This window comes from Ruegeria sp. BG9, from assembly GCF_056538305.1.
Map to the genome: position 1 here is coordinate 300,570 of NZ_JBQFSY010000003.1, position 18,230 is coordinate 318,799.

The 18,230-nt window shown below is 59.1% G+C and carries 16 protein-coding genes; 7 read left to right on the forward strand and 9 right to left on the reverse strand.

The genetic code is table 11. The annotated features are described in order from the left end of the window. The first annotated feature begins 38 nt into the window (after positions 1-38). Complete coding sequence (locus ACR0I8_RS07360) at positions 39-1,994, forward strand: 4Fe-4S binding protein (RefSeq protein WP_480702947.1); 1,956 nt, start codon at positions 39-41, stop codon at positions 1,992-1,994. Here ACR0I8_RS07360 and ACR0I8_RS07365 read toward each other — a convergent pair. Further along, on the reverse strand, positions 1,988-2,716 hold the full coding sequence (locus ACR0I8_RS07365; protein ID WP_170642128.1) for a hypothetical protein: 729 nt from the start codon (positions 2,714-2,716) through the stop codon (positions 1,988-1,990). The two genes, ACR0I8_RS07360 and ACR0I8_RS07365, sit on opposite strands and share 7 nt — an antisense overlap. A 108-nt stretch (positions 2,717-2,824) precedes the next feature. Here ACR0I8_RS07365 and ACR0I8_RS07370 point away from each other — a divergent pair, with 108 nt between their 5' ends. From ACR0I8_RS07370 to ACR0I8_RS07380, 3 genes are read left to right on the forward strand one after another with little or no spacing between them, the layout of a single operon-like run. Beyond that, positions 2,825-3,886, forward strand: coding sequence for an Mrp/NBP35 family ATP-binding protein (locus ACR0I8_RS07370; protein ID WP_170526484.1), 1,062 nt, complete (start codon positions 2,825-2,827; stop codon positions 3,884-3,886). Further along, the gene (locus ACR0I8_RS07375; protein WP_480524449.1) at positions 3,883-4,578 is read left to right on the forward strand and encodes a biotin/lipoate--protein ligase family protein; all 696 of its coding nucleotides are present in this window, start codon (positions 3,883-3,885) and stop codon (positions 4,576-4,578) included. The genes ACR0I8_RS07370 and ACR0I8_RS07375 overlap by 4 nt, the downstream gene beginning before the upstream one ends. Beyond that, positions 4,578-5,057 (forward strand): DUF6505 family protein, encoded by a 480-nt coding sequence (locus ACR0I8_RS07380; protein WP_170689990.1) that lies wholly within the window; start codon positions 4,578-4,580, stop codon positions 5,055-5,057. The genes ACR0I8_RS07375 and ACR0I8_RS07380 overlap by 1 nt, the downstream gene beginning before the upstream one ends. 6 nt (positions 5,058-5,063) lie before the next feature. Here the strand turns inward: ACR0I8_RS07380 and ACR0I8_RS07385 are convergent, their stop codons facing one another. From ACR0I8_RS07385 to acs, 8 genes are all read right to left on the reverse strand, one after another. Beyond that, a complete protein-coding gene (locus ACR0I8_RS07385) occupies positions 5,064-5,564 on the reverse strand; it encodes a flavin reductase family protein (protein ID WP_170376612.1) in 501 nt (166 codons plus the stop codon). Between the two features lie 89 nt (positions 5,565-5,653). Next, positions 5,654-7,066 carry an exonuclease domain-containing protein gene (locus tag ACR0I8_RS07390; RefSeq protein ID WP_170689992.1) on the reverse strand — a complete coding sequence of 471 codons (1,413 nt, stop codon included), beginning with the start codon at positions 7,064-7,066 and terminating at the stop codon, positions 5,654-5,656. 2 nt (positions 7,067-7,068) lie between these two features. After that, positions 7,069-7,587 carry a hypothetical protein gene (locus ACR0I8_RS07395; protein ID WP_170376630.1) on the reverse strand — a complete coding sequence of 173 codons (519 nt, stop codon included), beginning with the start codon at positions 7,585-7,587 and terminating at the stop codon, positions 7,069-7,071. 84 nt (positions 7,588-7,671) lie between these two features. Next, positions 7,672-9,495, reverse strand: coding sequence for a DUF294 nucleotidyltransferase-like domain-containing protein (locus ACR0I8_RS07400; RefSeq protein ID WP_170689994.1), 1,824 nt, complete (start codon positions 9,493-9,495; stop codon positions 7,672-7,674). Between the two features lie 102 nt (positions 9,496-9,597). Beyond that, positions 9,598-11,382 (reverse strand): sodium:solute symporter family protein, encoded by a 1,785-nt coding sequence (locus tag ACR0I8_RS07405; protein WP_170551306.1) that lies wholly within the window; start codon positions 11,380-11,382, stop codon positions 9,598-9,600. A gap of 15 nt (positions 11,383-11,397) precedes the next feature. Further along, positions 11,398-11,682 (reverse strand): DUF4212 domain-containing protein, encoded by a 285-nt coding sequence (locus tag ACR0I8_RS07410; protein WP_170376639.1) that lies wholly within the window; start codon positions 11,680-11,682, stop codon positions 11,398-11,400. Positions 11,683-11,863: 181 nt separating this feature from the next. Continuing rightward, positions 11,864-12,547: an adenylate kinase gene (locus ACR0I8_RS07415; protein ID WP_170690139.1), complete on the reverse strand. Its 684-nt coding sequence runs from the start codon at positions 12,545-12,547 to the stop codon at positions 11,864-11,866. 7 nt (positions 12,548-12,554) lie between these two features. Then, positions 12,555-14,519: an acetate--CoA ligase gene (gene acs, locus ACR0I8_RS07420; RefSeq protein ID WP_170689996.1), complete on the reverse strand. Its 1,965-nt coding sequence runs from the start codon at positions 14,517-14,519 to the stop codon at positions 12,555-12,557. 416 nt (positions 14,520-14,935) lie between these two features. Here acs and dctP point away from each other — a divergent pair, with 416 nt between their 5' ends. Genes dctP through ACR0I8_RS07435 form a run of 3 tightly spaced genes read left to right on the forward strand, consistent with a single transcriptional unit; the run spans position 14,936 to position 18,047 of the window. Beyond that, entirely contained in the window at positions 14,936-15,952 is a 1,017-nt protein-coding gene (dctP, locus tag ACR0I8_RS07425) for a TRAP transporter substrate-binding protein DctP (protein WP_170689997.1), read from the forward strand. 58 nt (positions 15,953-16,010) lie between these two features. Continuing rightward, positions 16,011-16,640, forward strand: a complete 630-nt coding sequence (locus ACR0I8_RS07430) for a TRAP transporter small permease subunit (protein WP_170376651.1) — start codon at positions 16,011-16,013, stop codon at positions 16,638-16,640. A gap of 3 nt (positions 16,641-16,643) precedes the next feature. Continuing rightward, positions 16,644-18,047 carry a TRAP transporter large permease gene (locus ACR0I8_RS07435; RefSeq protein WP_170376654.1) on the forward strand — a complete coding sequence of 468 codons (1,404 nt, stop codon included), beginning with the start codon at positions 16,644-16,646 and terminating at the stop codon, positions 18,045-18,047. Positions 18,048-18,230: the final 183 nt, after the last annotated feature.

Sequence of the window (18,230 nt, forward strand, 5' to 3'; positions counted from 1 at the left end):
CTAAGGTAACAAGTCAGGAAGCTGTCCGGGGGAGGGACATGGCCACCAAACTTATTCTATGTAACTGCGAAGGCTCGCAGCAGGTGGATGCCGACAGTATCGGCGCGGCCACCGAGCTGGAGTGCAGTAAAACACACACCGCCCTTTGCACGCGAGAGCTGGGTGTCGTTGCGGAGTTTATGACAGGGGATGACCAACTGCTGATCGCCTGCGGGCAGGAGCAGGAAGTGTTTCGCGATCTGGCCGAGGATCTTGAGGTTGAACCACCCGCCTTTGTTGATCTGAGGGACCGCGCTGGCTGGTCGGACCAATCCGGTGACGCGGCCCCCAAGATGGCGGCCCTGGCGGCTGAGGCGTTGCTGCCGATGCCTATCTCGCCCAGTGTTGATGTCATCAGCGAGGGGACCTGTTGCATCGTTGGTCCGGCCGAGGTCGCCTTTGATCTGGCCGAGCGTTTGGCGACCACGCTGGCGGTGACTGTTGTGACGGGAGATGAGACCTCGCCCATCAGCCGCAGCTTTGACGTGGTACGGGGGCAGGTGCGTTCGGTTTCGGGCGCTTTAGGTGGGTTTGCCCTGCGGATCGACGGGTTGCAGCAAATTGCCCCGGGTGGTCGTGGGGCGTTTGGCTGGACCGATCCGCGCGACGGGGCGCAGTCGGCCTGTGACATCCTGATTGATGTGACCGGAGAGACGCCTCTGGTTCAAGCTCCGGCCAAGCGCGAAGGCTATTTGCGGGCTGACCCGCGGGACCCGCTGGCTGTCTCCAGACTGGCGTTTGATGCAGCGCAGCTTGTGGGGACGTTCGAAAAACCCCTCTATGTGCGTCTTGAGGAAACTCTGTGTGCCCATTCGCGGGCCGAGCAGGTGGCCTGCACCAATTGCCTCGATATCTGCCCGACCGGAGCAATCACGCCCGCCGGAGAGCATGTTGCCATAGATCCCATGATCTGCGCGGGCTGTGGGGCGTGTGCGGCGCTGTGCCCCTCGACCGCGATTACCTATGAGGACCCGCCTGTATCAGCAGTTCTGTCGCGCATGCATGTCCTGGCCCGGACCTATCGCCGGGCCGGAGGCTCCGCGCCGCGTCTTCTGGTGCATAACGCCCACGGGGCTGAGATGATCCGCCTTGCCGCGCGGTTCGGACGTGGACTTCCTGCCGATGTCATTCCGATGGAGTTGAGTGTCATTTCCGGTTTCGGCCATGCCGAAATGCTGGCCGCTTTGGCCCACGGCTTTGCGCGGGTCGACATCCTTCTGGCCCCCGCGACCGAGCGGGATGCGATGGACCGCGAGCTGGAGCTTGCACAGGCGATCGCGCCGGATGCAGGGCTTGGACTGATTGATGAGGCCGACCCGGATGCGATGAGCGATCTGCTCTATGCGCAAGATGTACCGGCGGCACTGACCGATCCGGTTCTGCCGTTGGGCAACCGCAGGCAAATCGCCCGGTTGGCGGCGCAGGCTCTGAACCCCAAGGCCGAAGAGCCTCTGGCCTTGCCCCAAGGCGCACCCTATGGGGCCGTCGCTGTGGATACGGATGCGTGTACGTTGTGCCTCAGCTGTGTGTCGCTTTGCCCATCTGGGGCCCTGATCGACAACCCGGATAAACCTCAGCTTAACTTCCAGCAGGACGCCTGTCTGCAATGTGGTCTGTGCCGAAACATCTGCCCCGAAGATGCCATTGCGCTGGTTCCCCAACTGGACCTGAGCGATGCCGCGTTGTCTCAGCAGGTGTTGAACGAGGAAGAGCCCTTTGAATGCGTAGAATGCGGTGCCCCGTTCGGTGTGAAGTCTACGGTTGAGCGGGTCATGGAGAAGCTGTCGGGGATACACCCGATGTTTGCCTCGTCCGAGCAGGCGCGGATGATCCAAATGTGCGACAATTGCCGGGTGGGCGCGCAGTTCAACATGCAGGACAATCCGTTCCAGTCCAAGCCGCGGCCCAAGGTTGTGACGACGGATGACTATTTCTCAAAACGGAAGGATCATTGATGCTGCAGCGGCGCGCCCAGATCCGCTGCGCTGATGACCGAGACAAAGGCCAGAATGGCGTCCAGATCGTCCAGCGTCATCTCAACAGGGTGTATCGGCGACGGACGCGAAGGATCGAAAGGGGGCGTCAGGCCTTCGATCTGCGTGAAGGCCGGGTGGGGGTTCAGCGCGAAGAAGGCCTGGAACCTCTCATCCCAATCCGGCAATGTGCGCAACACAGCGAAAGACGGGGTCGAGCCGAGCCCATTCAGGCGGTTCTGTGGGCCGATCACATGGCAGCGTCCGCAATGGGTCATCGAGAGCTCCTCACCCAACGCGGTATTGCCATCAATGACTTCGGATGCCTCGGCGCTGGCAACCTCGAAACTGGCGCTAAAGGGCGGGCCTTGATCCGGAGCAAAGCTTTCGATCGTGCGTTTGCCGATATCCGACAGCAGCCAGTCACGAAACCGCTCCTGTTTCGGATCGTCCTGAATGCGCAGGTGATAGACGATCTCGCCACGTGCAAAGACCGGATCGCCCTCGGCACCGGTATTCAACGCCATAACGCCCTCAGCATCGCTGATTACCCGTATCCCGGTCTTGAGTGAAAAGCGCGGAAGAATATGTTGCAAAAGGCCCGAGTTCGAAACTTCGGTCGGGCTGGCCAAGCCAATCGCGTCTTGCGCCCCGGAAGGGGTGGCGGAGAGCGTCAGGCTGAGGCACAAAAGGAAAAAGCGCATGCCCAAGCCTAATCGCCAAAAGGCAAATGCGTCAAATGAACGAAAAGAAACGGAGACACATGCAATGAAAAGCAACCATGCGATGGGGCAGGTTATGGGGATGATGGCATGAGTGTCCGTGACGCGGTTCTTGCAAACTTGAAAAAGATCACTGACCCGGTTTCCGGTCAGGATATCGTCAGCGCTGGCGTTGTGCGCGCCCTCAATGTCGAAGGCGATACCGTGCGCTTCGTACTTGAGATCGACCCCAAACAGGCCGAGCGGATGGAGCCGGTTCGCGCCGCCGCTGAGCAGGCCGCGCAGATGGTCGAAGGGGTTTCGAAAGTGTCGGCGATGATGACCGCGCATTCCGACAAGGCTCCACCGGATCTCAAGCCAAAACCAAAGCCCTCTCAGACCGGTCCGCAGGCTGTGCCTGGTGTGGATCGTATTATCGCCGTTGCCTCGGGCAAGGGCGGTGTTGGGAAATCGACCGTATCCGCAAACCTCGCCTGTGCCTTGGCGGCCGAGGGGCGACGTGTGGGTCTTCTGGACGCGGATGTCTACGGGCCGTCACAGCCTCGGATGCTGGGTGTCTCGGGACGCCCGGCCAGCCCGGATGGCAAGACCATTCTGCCTCTGCGCAATCACGGCGTCACAATGATGTCGATGGGCCTGATGACCAACGAAGGGCAGGCGGTTGTTTGGCGCGGCCCCATGTTGATGGGTGCGCTGCAGCAGATGATGAACCAAGTGCAGTGGGGTGCTCTGGACGTGCTGATCGTTGACTTGCCGCCGGGCACTGGCGACGTGCAACTGACGCTTAGCCAGAAGTTCCAGGTGGATGGGGCCATCGTAGTCTCAACCCCGCAGGACGTGGCGCTGATCGACGCCCGCAAGGGGATCGACATGTTCAACCAGCTCAAGACGCCGATCTTCGGTATGATCGAAAACATGTCGACCCATATCTGTTCCAACTGCGGGCACGAGGAACATATCTTTGGCCATGGCGGTGTCGCCTCCGAGGCCGAGGCTCTAGGTGTGCCGCTCTTGGGTGAAATCCCGCTGCATCTGGATATCCGGATGGCCGCGGACGGGGGTGCGCCCATCGTGGTCAGCAAGCCCGACAGCCCACAGGCCGACGCGTTCCGCAAGATCGCGCGCGACCTGATCGCCAAAGGCAACGCATGAGCGAGCCGGTCTTTCCCCCCTTGCTAACAGGTCACCCCGCCAAGGGTGGGGAAGACCCGTTCGAAAAGGCCCAGGCCATGGCGGCGCTGGGCTGCGATTCCGGTTCGGTCGTGTACAATATTCAGGCCGATCGCCTGCGTGCGGCCATCGTATTTGCACCCGAGGTCGCCTTGCAGGACGCCATGGCGATGCTGCCGCTCTGTGCTGTCGGGTTTCAGAACGCACTAGGCGCCTTGGCACCGCCAGAAGTGGCGGTGCATCTGGGTTGGGATGGCCTGATCTGCGTGAACGGTGCGAAATGCGGGCAGTTCCATGTTGCCGCGTCGACCAGCGATCCCGATCAGTTACCCGACTGGCTGGTCGTCGGGTGGGAGTTGGTACTCCTGCAAACCAGCGACGCGCCCGGCCATACGCCGGACGTCACCGCGCTTTATGATGAGGGCTGCGCCGAGGTTTCGGCAACCCAACTGGTGGAAAGCTGGTCGCGTCATATGCTGACATGGCTCAACCGCTGGTCCGAGGACGGCAACGCGCCGCTACACGGCGAATGGTTGGGTCTTCTGCGCGGCGTCGGAGAACCGATCGCGGGGCAGGGCGTGTTCCTTGGCACGGATGAGCGGTTCGGCATGCTGATCCGCGACAAGGATGAGACTCACCTGCGCCCGCTTACAAACCTATTGGAGGCGACCTGATGAAACTGGCCCGCGCGATACATTTCGATGAAAGCGACATGAACGTTTTCCACTCGCCCGCGCGCACGGGGGAATGGTGCATCTCGGGCGGGTTTGAGTTTTCCAACTGGGGGCAGGGCGATCTGGAAGGGAAAGCCCGTCAGGCCTTCGCCAATGGCTGGCTGGGGTTAGAGACCTTTGGCCGTGTGACCTTTGTGGCCGTCACTCAGATCGAACCGGCTGAGAAAGATCAGATCGTCGAATATCTGGCTGAGCATTTCGTGAAATTCTACGGTGCACCATCGGTCGAGGCCGCGATGGGCGTGGCGCAAGCGGAGATAGATCATATGTCCGATCTATGCGACGAACACCCTGCCAATACGCTGTTGACCGTAGCGCGTGAATTGACCGAAAGCGGCGTGCACGAAGCGTTCCGCGTGATCACCCCGCAAGAAACGCAGCTCGAGGCGCTGGCGGTTCATGGCTCGCTTGACGACTGAGGATCGTCAGATAAGGTCGACAAATCCACCGAACTGACCGCGTTTGAAGATCAGGCCCTGACCCGTGCGGTACATGACCTGATCCACATGGCCGACCATGATCAGGTGGTCGCCCGCTTCGTGGCAGGCATGCAGATGGCAGTCAAACCGCGCGAGGCAATCGGCAAGTTGCGGCCGGCCCATATCATCTGCGCTCCAGTCTGCATGAGAGAAATCTTCTCCGTCCCGCGCGAACCGCAGGCTTTGGTCCTGCTGCTCTTGTGCCATGACATGGATGGAATAGTGCTGGCAGTCCGAAAATGCGCCGAACCGGTTGGATTCCTTGGCCAGACACCACAGGACCAGCGGAGGGTCCAGTGAAACCGAGGTGAAGGAGTTCACGGTGATCGCGCGCGGCCCAAGTGCCGTCTGCGTTGTGACGACCGTTACTCCTGTCCCGAAACACCCCAGCGCTTCACGAAACGCGGTGCTTTGATCAGGGGTCGGGATAAAAGTCTTCTCGGTCATTGCGCATCTGTTCTCTGCCCGATCGTCAGGTGCCATGACCGTTCCGTATTGTCCATGGTAACTTTGGTTCATCACGTTGAAAAACTAGGTCAGTTCAGGTCCTCCAACAAGCGACCATGTTTGCGGGTTTCGGTGATGATTGCGCCGAAGGTGGTGATATCACGCGCTTTCAGCATGGGCAGCATCCGCACAAGCGCCTCAGCCGTGGCCACCGCATCCCCCAGCGCCGTGTGGCGGAGCGCTTCGGGAATTTCTACGTCCAAACGGTCACATAGCGCATCCAGCGTATGCGTCTCGCTGGCGCCAAACAGGACAGCAGACAGAAGCACGGTGTCCAGAATTGGGTGATCCCATTCAACACCCATCCGCTTGGCGTGACGGCGCAGGAATGCCATGTCGAATGGCGCATTATGGGCAACAATCACGGCGTCCCGTGCGAATTGGTGAAAGATGCGACCAGCCTCACTAATGTCAGGCGCGCCTTGAACCATCTGGTCGCTGACCTTGTGAACCTTGGTCGAGGCCGCTGGGATGGGGATACCAGGATTGACCAACATGTCGATCCGCTCGCCCTCGACGATGCGACCTTTCACGACCCGGACAGCGCCGATCTGGACGATCTCATCCTTGTGCGGCAACAGGCCGGTGGTTTCGGTGTCGAATACCACAAAGCATAGATCTTCAATCGTTTGGGCCTCGAAACTACCCGAAGCGGACACGTTCAACAGATCGAAATCATAGACCAGCGGGCGCGCCGCGTCCGGGGCGATCTGCGCCGCGCTGTCGTCGAAAATCAGCATGTATCCGGGCGCATCTCCCAACGGTTTCACGCGCGCGGCGTAAGTCTGCGCTCCGTCGATGCTGGTCAACGTGCAGGTAACGTCCTGACCGGTTTTGACCAGTTTCGAATAGGCGGCATACAGCGCGTCTGGCTGTAGATAGTCCTCAAGCGCGGCGTTCAGGCGCGGATGTGCGATCTGGGCCAGAACCTCGGCCGCTTGCGCATCATAGAGGACGATCTTGTGGTTCGGGCTTGCGAGTAGCATCGCAACCGGGATTTCGGTCAATAGGGCAGTGAGCCTGTTCTTTTCGGCCGCCAGTTGGGCGGTCTCGGATGCGACTGCCTCGGCCACGCTGAGCGTCTTGTGCGATAGCTGATCTGCCAGCCCAGCGGCGGCCGGGGCAAGGTCGCCCAAGTATTTCGCCGTTTGGACATCCATGTTGCTGCTGACTCCGGCATGCGCGCGCGCGCGCAATTCGGCTGACAGACGCTCAATCGGTTTTGCCACGTTGTCGTCAAACAGCAACCAGACACCGGCGATCAGAGCCAACAGCCCAAAGGCAATCACGATCCCGGCAAAAAGGAACGGGTCGAAAAGGGCGGGGTTGCCCTCGCGGGCATAGCTGAACCAAAGCGCCAGAGCGCTGACCGCCAGCCCACCCGCTGCCAACAAGCAGAAGAACAGAAAGATTCTCAGACGCAGGCTCAACTTGGTCAGCATGATCAAACTCCGCAAGTGGCCTCGATGATCGGATCGCCGGTCCCGGCCTTGATCCAGTCGGCATTCAGAACGCGGCCATCGTCGCCAAATTCGGCCCCGTCGGCCAGATTGGCCCGCAGGTTTTCGGCGCAGTTTACGACCACCGGCACCTTCGAGACCGGTGCCCAGCGACCAAAGAAATAGAGCTCAACCAGCCGTTCATCCGGCACTTGTTCATTCTTGCGTACCGAGTCTGTGTCGATGGCCGCGAACCTGTCCACGAAAGGCACGGCATAGGTCCAGGGGCGGTAAATCGCGCGGCTTTCGACCTCTTGGATAATGCTGACACTGTCCGGCAGCGTTTCGCGGGTGCGGTCGTACCACGAGTATTCGCTGGCAATCGTCATTCCGATCATGCCCAACCCTGCTGCAACCGGCGTGGCCCACCGGGGCAACCGTCCGCCGGTCAGCTTGTTTAGCACCAGCACGATCCCGGCAAAGGCAAAGCCCGCAAATATCGTACCGATCAATTCCAAAAACATTGGTATTCTCCACCCTTCGGGCGTTACTCGCCCAGTCGTTTTAGTTCAAATACGGTCGCCGAGGACGACCCTGATCTCTCATTTTTAACCCAGCATTCCTTTGCCGTGACCAACGGCGGATTGCATGGTTTTCACCACAACAAATGCGTCCCTCAGGTGGCTGCGCTCAAAGTCCGACAGGTTCGTAGGTGGCAGGTAATTGTCGGGTTTTTCCCCGGATTTGACCAGCGCGACCTGATGTTCCAGCCGGGTCTCCGCAATCAGATCATAGGCATCCAACAAATCGCGCGCACCTGACGGGCTTAGGACACCTGCGGCCTCGGCGGCTTTTAGGCGGGCGCGGGTGTTGGCCTCGGGCAGTTTGCCCTGCAGGCTGTAAATCCGCGCCAGATCGACCACGGGCACCACGCCGTTGTGTTTCAGATCCAGCGTATTGCGATGCTCGCCCGAGCGGATGGTGGCAAACCCCCGCAACAGACCCAAGGGCGGCGTGTGTTTCAGCGAATTCGAGATCATATGCGCGACAAAAATCGAATTCGCATTGGCGGCATTCAGAGTGTCGGCCTGAAGATCGGCAAACAGCTCGAATGAGCCGCCGATAGGACGCAGGTCAAACATGACCGAGGCCAACATCTGCGCTTCGGGATTCGGTTTGGCAATCCACCCCTTGAAATAGTCGCGCCAGACATGCAACGGCTGACACCAGCGCGGATTGGTCGCCATCATGTCACCGGGGCAGTAGAAATAGCCGCAGGTATCCAGCCCGTCCGAGACATATTTGGCCAGTTGCGTGAAATAGGCCATGTCGTCTTCGGTCACCGCATCGTCCAGTATCAGGCAGTTGTCTTGATCTGATACGCCTGTCTGTTCTTGTCTTCCTTGCGAGCCGCACGCCAACCACAAATAGGGCACCGGCGGCGGCCCCAGTTCGGCTTCAGCAAGGTTTAGCAGCCGACGCGTGGCAGTGTCGGCGATATCCGTGATCAGCCGTGTTACGATTTCATGCCGGTTGCCGCCAGCGACCAGCTGCACCAGCAGCTGAGGTATTTCTGCCGTGACCTTGGCCATTTCCTCGGCAGTGTCGGCATGGGCAATTCGGCGAACAAGCTCGGCCGAGTTCACGGCCTGATAGTGGGTCAGGTCTGTCTGCGTAACGACCCCGACCAGACGTCCGCCCTCGCAAATTGGGATGTGGCCGATACCGCGCTCCATCATCACGTGCAGCACATCCGAGCCGATATCCGATGGCGATAGGGTTGTTGGGTTCGGCGTCATGATCTGAGAGATCGGAGTATCCGCCGGCATTGCATCGGCCACAAACTTGCCCGAGATATCACGCAAGGTGGTGATGCCTACCAGATCGTCGGCCTCTGTCACGCATAGCGACGAAATCCCCTTGTCGCGCATCAGGCGCGCGGCGTCGCGAACCGGGGTCGCAGGCGGGCAGGTGGCCGGATTGTGCGCCATCAGGACATCAATGGCGCTGGTCGCAAGACTCTGCGGACCGCTTCGGCCTCCGCGAGAGCGATCGAAGAACTTCGAGACCACATCATGGTTGTCGATCAACTCTCGCACCAGTTCAGGTGGCAGTACGATCAGCACAGATGGGGTATGGGCGCGTGCCTTGGTCGCGGCTTTGCCGTCTTTAAGCAGCCCGCGTTCACCAAAGGAATTGCGCAAGCCCAGATGCGAAACGACCTCATCGTTCTCATCCGTGATTTCAACCTGTCCTTCATAGATCACGAATACGCCGGGCAGTTTGTGGCCCAGATCGTAAACTGGGTAGTCCTCGTCAACTTCCCAGACCTCGATCTGTTTTGCGACCTCATCCAGAACGTCGGCGGGTAGGGCGTCATAAGGATGTACGGATTCCAGAAACCGGGTGATCTGGTCATGGGACAGGGGCATCTAAATACTCCGTGGAACAAAAATCCCGCCCGGTGGTGTGCCGGACGGGAGTAGTGGATCGAAAGACGCGGCCATTGGCAAGAACCTCAGGCCGCATCAGGCTCATTTGTTCTGAGCTGCGCCCGCACCACGGGGAATGCGTACGCTTTCGACCAGATCTTTGATCTCCTGCGGAGTCTCTTTGGTCATGCCGGCAACAACATACGCAACTGCGAAGTTGATCATTGCACCGATGGCGCCGAACGAGGTCGACTTGATCGGACCCAGAAGCGGATCAGCATCGGTGAACGAGTTGGTGCCTGGAATGAACAACCAGCCCTTGTGCAGGAAGATATAGACCAGAGTGACAACCAGACCAGCCAGCATACCGGCAACCGCGCCGGTGTTGTTGATGCGGGTCGAGAAGATCCCCATCATCAGCGCCGGGAAGATCGAGGCAGCCGCCAGACCAAAGGCCAAGGCCACGGTCTGTGCCGCAAAGCCCGGTGGGTTCAGACCCAGATAGGTTGCAACCAGGATGGCTACGGCCATTGCGATACGCGCGGCCAGCAGTTCACCTTTTTCCGAGATCTGCGGATTGATCGCACCTTTGACAAGGTCGTGGGACACCGCCGACGAGATCGCCAGCAACAGGCCCGCAGCGGTCGACAGAGCAGCCGCAAGACCACCGGCAGCGACCAGACCGATCACCCAACCCGGCAGGTTGGCAATCTCGGGGTTGGCCAGAACCAGGATGTCACGGTTGAACTTTGTCAGCTCGTTTCCGACCCAGCCTTTTTCTTCCGCGATAGCAGTCATCGCTTCGGACTTGTCGTTATAGTACTGGATCTTGCCGTCGCCGTTCTTGTCTTCCCAATCCAGAAGACCGGTTTTCTGCCACGTCTGCATCCAGTCATAGCGCGGATCGTTGTCGATTTCCTCGACCGAGACAGCGCCACCTTCAATGCCACCATTGGGCCACATCATGTCGGTGATGTTCAGACGGGCCATTGCGCCAACCGCAGGAGCGGTCAGGTACAGCAGCGCGATGAAGACCAGCGTCCAACCCGCCGACCAACGTGCGTCAGACACTTTGGGAACGGTGAAGAAGCGCATGATGACATGCGGCAGACCCGCAGTACCGATCATCAGCGACAGCGTGAACAGAACCATGTTCAGCGTGTTCGAGTGGTGGGCTGTGTATTCGTTGAAGCCCAGCTCGGTCACGATGGCGTCCAGCTTGGTCAGCAGAGGCTCACCGCTTGCGGTGTCACCGAACAGACCCAGTGCGGGGATCGGCGTGCCGGTCAGCTGCAGCGAGATGAAGATCGCCGGGATGGTGTAGGCTGTGATCAGCACGCAGTACTGAGCAACCTGGGTGTAGGTCACACCCTTCATCCCGCCAAACACCGCGTATGCAAACACGACACAGGCACCGATCAGCAGACCGGAAGTGTTCGAAACCTCAAGGAATCGGCCAAAGGCCACGCCAACGCCGGTCATCTGACCGATCACGTAGGTCACCGACGCAACGATCAGACAGATCACGGCAACGACGCGTGCAGTCTGGCTGTAGAAACGGTCGCCGATGAATTCCGAGACGGTGTATTTGCCGAACTTACGCAGGTAGGGCGCAAGCAGCAAAGCCAGCAGCACGTAGCCACCGGTCCAACCCATCAGGAAGGTCGAGTTGTCATAGCCGGTAAAGGCGATGAGGCCCGCCATCGAGATGAACGAGGCCGCAGACATCCAGTCCGCCGCTGTCGCCATACCGTTGGTGACCGGGTGAACGCCGCGACCAGCAGCGTAGAATTCAGATGTGGAACCCGCACGGGCCCAGATCGCGATGCCGATGTATAGCGCAAAACTCGCGCCAACAAACAGCAGGTTGATGGTAAACTGATCCATTGTCCCCGCTCTCCCTTACTCTTCGTCTACGCCGTGTTCGGCGTCTAGCTTGTTCATGCGCCAGGCGTAGTTGAAGATCAGCACCAGAAAGACCAAGATTGATCCCTGCTGAGCGAACCAAAAGCCCAGATCGGTACCGCCAACAGAGATGCCGGACAGCAGCGGACGCAGCAGGATGCCGAATCCAAACGACACCAGCGCCCAGATCGCGAGGCTGATGTAGATGAGGCGCAGGTTGGCCTGCCAATAGCCCTTATCGGCTTCGGCAGTCTGCGCGGAGTTGGTAGATTGATCCGCCATTGCGGGTTCCTCCTTCGCTTCCTCGTTGGGCGGTCCTTTGCTTCGTTCCTCCAGCGCGCCGGACCGCTTCTCGAATGTGACAGATACCCCGTGGCATCTGACAAAACTCCTCTGTTCCGCCAAGGCGGTGCATCGAAGTATTCTGTTTAAGGATCAAGGCCTTACGACCTGTCTCCCTCCCTTAGTTCACCGCGCTGGCGACGATGTCCTCCAGGTCGCGCGCGATGTCTTCAATCTTGCCCATGGCGTTCGTCCGCTTCAGAACGCTCTGACCGTCGTAATAGGTGATCAGTGGGGCTGTCTGTGCGTGATAGGCACTCAGGCGTGAGGCAACGGTTTCCGCGTTGTCATCCGCCCGGCGCTTGAACTCGGTCCCACCGCAATTGTCGCAAGTGCCGTCGACCGACGGTTTCTTGAACGTGTCATGGTAGCCTTCACCGCAACCGGCGCAGGTGTAGCGGCCCGAGATCCGGATCACCATTTCCGCATCCTCAACCTCAAGGCTGATCGCGGCGCTGATCTTCTGGTCCTTTTCCGCCAGAAGACCATCCAGCGCCTCGGCCTGAACGGTGGTGCGGGGGAAGCCATCGAGAATGACTCCTTTGGCACAGTCGGGTTCCGCCATGCGATCGCGCAGGATGTCGATGACGATCTGGTCGCTGACCAGTTCACCGGCCTCCATCACGGCTTTCGCTGCCTCTCCGGCGTCGGTGCCTGCGGCAACGGCCGCACGCAGAAGGTCACCGGTGCTGAGTTGCACCAGCCCGAACTTGTCTTCCAGCATGCGCGCCTGAGTGCCCTTCCCGGCGCCCGGAGGGCCGAGAAGGATGAGAACAGCAGGAGTTGTCATGGTCGCAGCGTCCATCATGCCCTCACTTATTCGCTCGGTTTGCAATCAGGTCGTCGACAACCGACGGATCGGCCAGAGTGGACGTATCGCCCAGCGAGCCAAAGTCGTTTTCGGCGATCTTGCGCAGGATACGGCGCATGATCTTGCCGGAGCGTGTTTTGGGCAGACCGGGGGCCCACTGAATAACGTCAGGTGAGGCGATCGGGCCAATCTCGGTCCGAACCCAGGTGCGCAGCTCTTTGAGTAGCTCATCCGAAGGCTCACGATCATTCATCAGAGTGACATAGCAATAGATGCCTTGTCCTTTGATTTCATGGGGATAGCCCACGACGGCGGCCTCGGCCACTGCGGCATGCGCGACCAGCGCGCTTTCGACCTCGGCGGTGCCCATGCGGTGGCCCGAGACGTTGATCACGTCATCGACGCGGCCAGTGATCCAGTAGTCGCCATCTTCGTCACGACGGCAGCCGTCGCCGGTGAAGTAGTAGCCTTTGTAGTCCGAGAAGTAGGTCTTCTCGAACCGCTCGTGATCACCCCAGACGGTGCGCATCTGGCCGGGCCAGCTGTCTTTGATGCACAGAACACCTTCTACACCGTTTCCTTCAATCTCGACGCCCGATTGCGGGTCCAAAACCACCGGCTCGATGCCAAAGAACGGTTTCATCGCCGAGCCGGGCTTCATCGCATGCGCGCCGGGCAGGGGGGTCATCAGGTGACCACCGGTTTCAGTCTGCCACCATGTATCGACGATCGGGCATTTGCCCTTGCCGACAACTTCGTTGTACCAGTTCCAGGCTTCCGGATTGATTGGCTCACCCACGGTACCCAAAACTTTGAGGTCGCTGAGATCGTGCTTTTCGACCCACTCACTTCCTTGTCCCATCAGGGCGCGGATCGCGGTTGGAGCCGTGTAGAACTGGTTGACCTTGTGCTTGGCACAAACTTCCCAGAAACGACCTGCATCCGGGTAGGTCGGTACGCCTTCGAACATCAGTGTTGTGGCACCATTGGCCAGCGGACCATAAACGATATAGCTGTGTCCAGTGACCCAACCCACGTCTGCCGTACACCAGTACACGTCGCCTTCATGATAGTCGAAGGTGATCTCATGGGTCATTGCGGCATAGACCAGATAGCCGCCGGTAGTGTGAACCACACCCTTGGGCTGGCCGGTCGAACCCGACGTGTAAAGAATAAACAGTGGGTCTTCCGCGCTCATCTCGGCTGGGGCGCAATAGTCATCGGCCTCAAGCGCCATTTCGTTGTAGTCGTAGTCACGCCCATCGATCCAAGTGGTCTGACCACCCGTGCGTTTGACGACCAGGCATTTTACGCTGTCCTTGCAGTGCAGCAGCGCCGCATCTGCGTTTGATTTCAGCGGCGTCTTGCGGCCGCCTCGAGGGGCTTCATCTGCGGTGATGACGACTTTGGCGTCGCAACCGTTGACACGGGCCGCCAGAGCGTCAGGCGAGAAGCCTGCAAAAACGATCGAGTGAATCGCACCGATGCGCGCGCAGGCCAGCATGGCATAGGCGGCCTCGGGGATCATCGGAAGGTAGATGATGACGCGATCACCTTTACGAACGCCCATCGATTCCAGAATATTGGCCATGCGGCAGGTGCGGCGGTGCAACTCGGCATAGGTGATGTGCTGGGCCGCGTCATTTGGATCATCCGGTTCCCAGATGATTGCGGTCTGATTGCCGCGCGTTTCCAGATGGCGATCCAGGCAGTTGGCCGAGACGTTCAGAGTACCATCGGCATACCAGTTGATCTTAACCGAGCCGAAATCGTAGTTGACATCTTTGACCTGCGTAAAGGGCTTGATCCAGTCGATCCGCTTGCCGTGTTCGCCCCAGAACGCGTCCGGGTCGTTAACCGATGCGGCGTACATCTCTTCATATTTCGCGGCATCGACATGCGCCCGCTCAACGGTCTCTGCGGTTGGCGGATAGGTCTTGGCATCTGCCTGGGCAGCGGTGGTCATGTTGAGGCTCCTCCCTCTAGGCTGGATAACTATGGGACGTCTCTTGCTCGTTATTTGAGCATTGTCGATCCCGTTCCTCCCCAATCGAAGTATGGCCGGGTTCAGAAAATAATGAAATAAATTGCCGTATTCTTTGGATTTGTTTGTAAAGAAATTTCTCCGAACGAAGTAAATTAGTCAAAAATATTCGATACTCTGAAAATTAATGTGAAAAAACAACATTAAAGGTGTAATTTATTTGATCGGCCCATGAGGGGCGTTTCCGTGGTGATCCGCAGCTATGTCGTCGAACAACAAGAGTCAAAAGATGTGCTTGAAAATCACCTATCAGGAAGCAGGGGTTGGCACATATACATGTTGGCGCTAGCATCTTTTCAAGCGCCTCGGGAGGGGGCGCATCAAAGGGAGAAGATATTATGAAAAAGATGCTGAGCGGTGCCGCCGTCGCTGCCCTTGGCGTTGCCTTCGTGTCCGAGGCCGCAGCCACCGAATGGAACGCCTCGGTCTGGGGCAAGCGCCGCGCCTTTACCGAACATGTCGAAAAACTGGCCGAGTTGGTCTCGGAAAAAACCGGTGGAGAGTTCACGATCAATGTCAGCTATGGCGGCCTGTCGAAGCCGCGCGAGAACCTGGATGGCATCGAGATCGGCGCATTCGAGATTGCGCAGTTCTGTGCCGGTTATCACCGCGACAAGAACCGCGCGATTACCGTGCTCGAGCTGCCGTTTCTGGGCGTGAACAATCTGGAAGAAGAGGTTGCCGTCAGCCATGCGGTTTATGATCACCCAGCGGTGGCCGAAGAAATGGCGCAATGGAATGCGCGAATTCTGATGACCTCGCCCATGCCGCAGTACAATTTGGTCGGCACCGGCGATCCGCGCGATAACCTGGCGGCGTTCGAGGGCATGCGTGTTCGCGCAACAGGTGGTCTGGGCAAAGCGTTTGAGGCCGTGGGCGGTGTCCCAACCTCTGTCCCTGCGACTGAGGCGTTTAACGCCATGGAATCCGGTGTGGTCGATACGGTCGCCTTCGCGCAGCACGCGCACCTGTCCTTCGGTACGATCAATGAGGCGGACTGGTGGACTGCGAACCTCAACCCCGGCACCGTGAATTGCCCGGTGGTTGCGAATATCGACGCGTATGAAGCGCTGTCGCCTGAGCACCGCGAAGCGCTTGATAGCTCGATTGATGAGGCCATTGAGCATTATCTGGCTAACTATGCTGGGCTTCTGGAGCAATGGGATAGCGTCCTGGAAGAAAAGGGTGTGCAGAAGGTAATGATCGACGACGCGGTCATTGAAGAGTTCCGCGCCAAGGCCGCCGATCCGATCCGCGAACAGTGGATTGCAGATATGAGCGCGCAGGGCCTACCAGCGCAGGACCTCTACGATTTAGTTCAGACTACGCTGACGCAACAGCGCGGCGGCAACTGATCGCATACGCCGGGCGCGTCCTAGCGCCCGGCCTTTCTTGACAAAAGGGATCACCGGAATGGCGGGACAGGCCACGGTGCTGGAGGATGGCAGTCGCCTCAGCCAGATCGATCAGCACTTGCTGAAGTTAGAGCGGGCTCTCGCCTTGATCAGCGGAATAGCCGTCTTTGGACTGATGGTCCTGGCCGTCGTCTCGGTCAGCGGCCGCAACGCGATAAACGCGCCGTTGCCGGGCTATGTGGACTGGATCGAACAGGCGATGCCACTGATCGCCTTTCTCGGCATCTCTTACGTGCAGCGCGATGGCGGCCATATCCGGATGGACATTGTGATCTCGCGTCTGCACGGACGGGCGCTGTGGTTGTTCGAGCTGATCTCGGTAATCCTGATCCTTGTCCTGATGCTGGCATTGGTCTGGGGCAGCTGGTCCCATTTCGACCGATCCTTTGATTTCGGCGCGCCGATGTGGAGCCGCGACAGCTCAATTGACATAGGCATTCCGCTTTGGCCCGCGAAACTGCTGGCCCCGGTGGCGTTCTCGGTCTTGTCACTCCGGCTGGTTTTGCAGATCTGGGGCTATGGCCGCGCGTTCGTTCTGGGGCTTGAGGCACCCGTGGCGGTGCCCTTGATCCAAGACGCCGCCGCACAGGCTGCCGCAGAGGCAGAGCAGTTCGAAGGGCAGGACTAACAGATGGACACGATTGACATCGGCCTTTGGGTGACTGCGGGCCTGCTGGTCCTTGTGGTCACAGGCATGCGAGTGGCTTTTGCGGCAGGTCTGGCCGGTTTGTTCGGCTTGGTTTGGATTTTCTGGGCCAAGTTCGGTTACGATCCCGACAGGTTTGGCAAGGCTCTCACCGTCGCCGTCAAAACGGCGGGGCAGGTGCCGCATTCTAAGGTTGCCGCCCATACGCTCAGCCTGATCCCTACCTTCATCCTGATCGGCTACCTTGCCTACTATGCGGGCCTGACGCGCGCGCTGTTCGAAGCGGCCAAACGCTGGATCGCTTGGGTTCCCGGAGGCCTCGCGGTCTCTACCATATTCGCTACGGCAGGGTTTGCGGCCGTCTCTGGCGCTTCGGTCGCCACCTCGGCTGTGTTTGCCCGGATCGCGATTCCCGAGATGTTGAGCGTTGGCTACAACAAGCGCTTCGCCGCGGGCGTCGTTGCCGCTGGAGGTACGCTGGCCTCCCTGATCCCGCCGTCAGCCATCCTTGTGATCTATGCCATCATCGTCGAACAGGACGTCGGCAAACTACTGCTGGCCGGCTTCATTCCCGGAGCGTTTTCTGCCGTGATCTATGGCTTGCTCATTGTTGGAATCGCGGTTGTGTTCAAATCCGTTGGCCCTCCGGTCACCGGTTTCACTTGGAAACAACGGTTCCAAGCACTTCCCGGGGCGATCCCGATTGTTGCCGTCATCCTGATCATCATCTGTTTCGTTTACAACCCATTCGGCGAACAGGCATGGGGCACCCCAACCGAAGGCGGGGCCATAGGCGCGTTCATCGTCTTCTGTTTCGCCCTGGTTCATGGCATGCGCTGGCCCGAGTTCAAATCGGCTCTGTTAGAGACAGCCAAGCTGACGGCCATGATCTTCTCGATCATTTGGGGCGTACTGATCTATGTGCGGTTCCTGGGCTTTGCAGACCTTCCGGGCGCATTCTCGGATTGGATCACCTCGCTTGAGATGTCACCGATGCTGATCCTGATCTGCATCCTTCTGGCCTATGCGGTGTTGGGCATGTTCATGGATGCCATCGGGATGTTGCTGTTGACCTTACCTGTTGTCTACCCCGCCGTCATGGCCCTGAACGGAGGGGAAACCGTCAGCGCCGCGGACAGCGCTTTTGGCATGTCCGGCCCGATGTGCGCGATCTGGTTTGGGATTCTGGTGGTGAAGATGGCCGAATTCTGTCTGATCACGCCACCCATTGGTCTGAACTGCTTTGTGGTGGCAGGGGTCCGGCCAGACCTTAGCGTTCAGGATGTCTTTAAAGGCGTCACTCCGTTCTTCCTGGCAGACGCGGCCACCATTGCACTTCTTGTGGCATTTCCGGGCATCGTTCTCTACTTGCCATCATTGGCTGGCTAGGATTTTGCGAGGCTCTGCCTCGCGCTCCGGGATATTTTTAGCCAGATGAAGCAGGGATCCGCTCTCCAACATCAACGTCGGAGAGCTTCACCTGGCGCGGTCATCGGCGTCCCCGCCTGTACCGCATAAGACGAATACCGAGTTTAGGTTAACGATCCGTTTCTTCATCTGGCTAGAAGTATC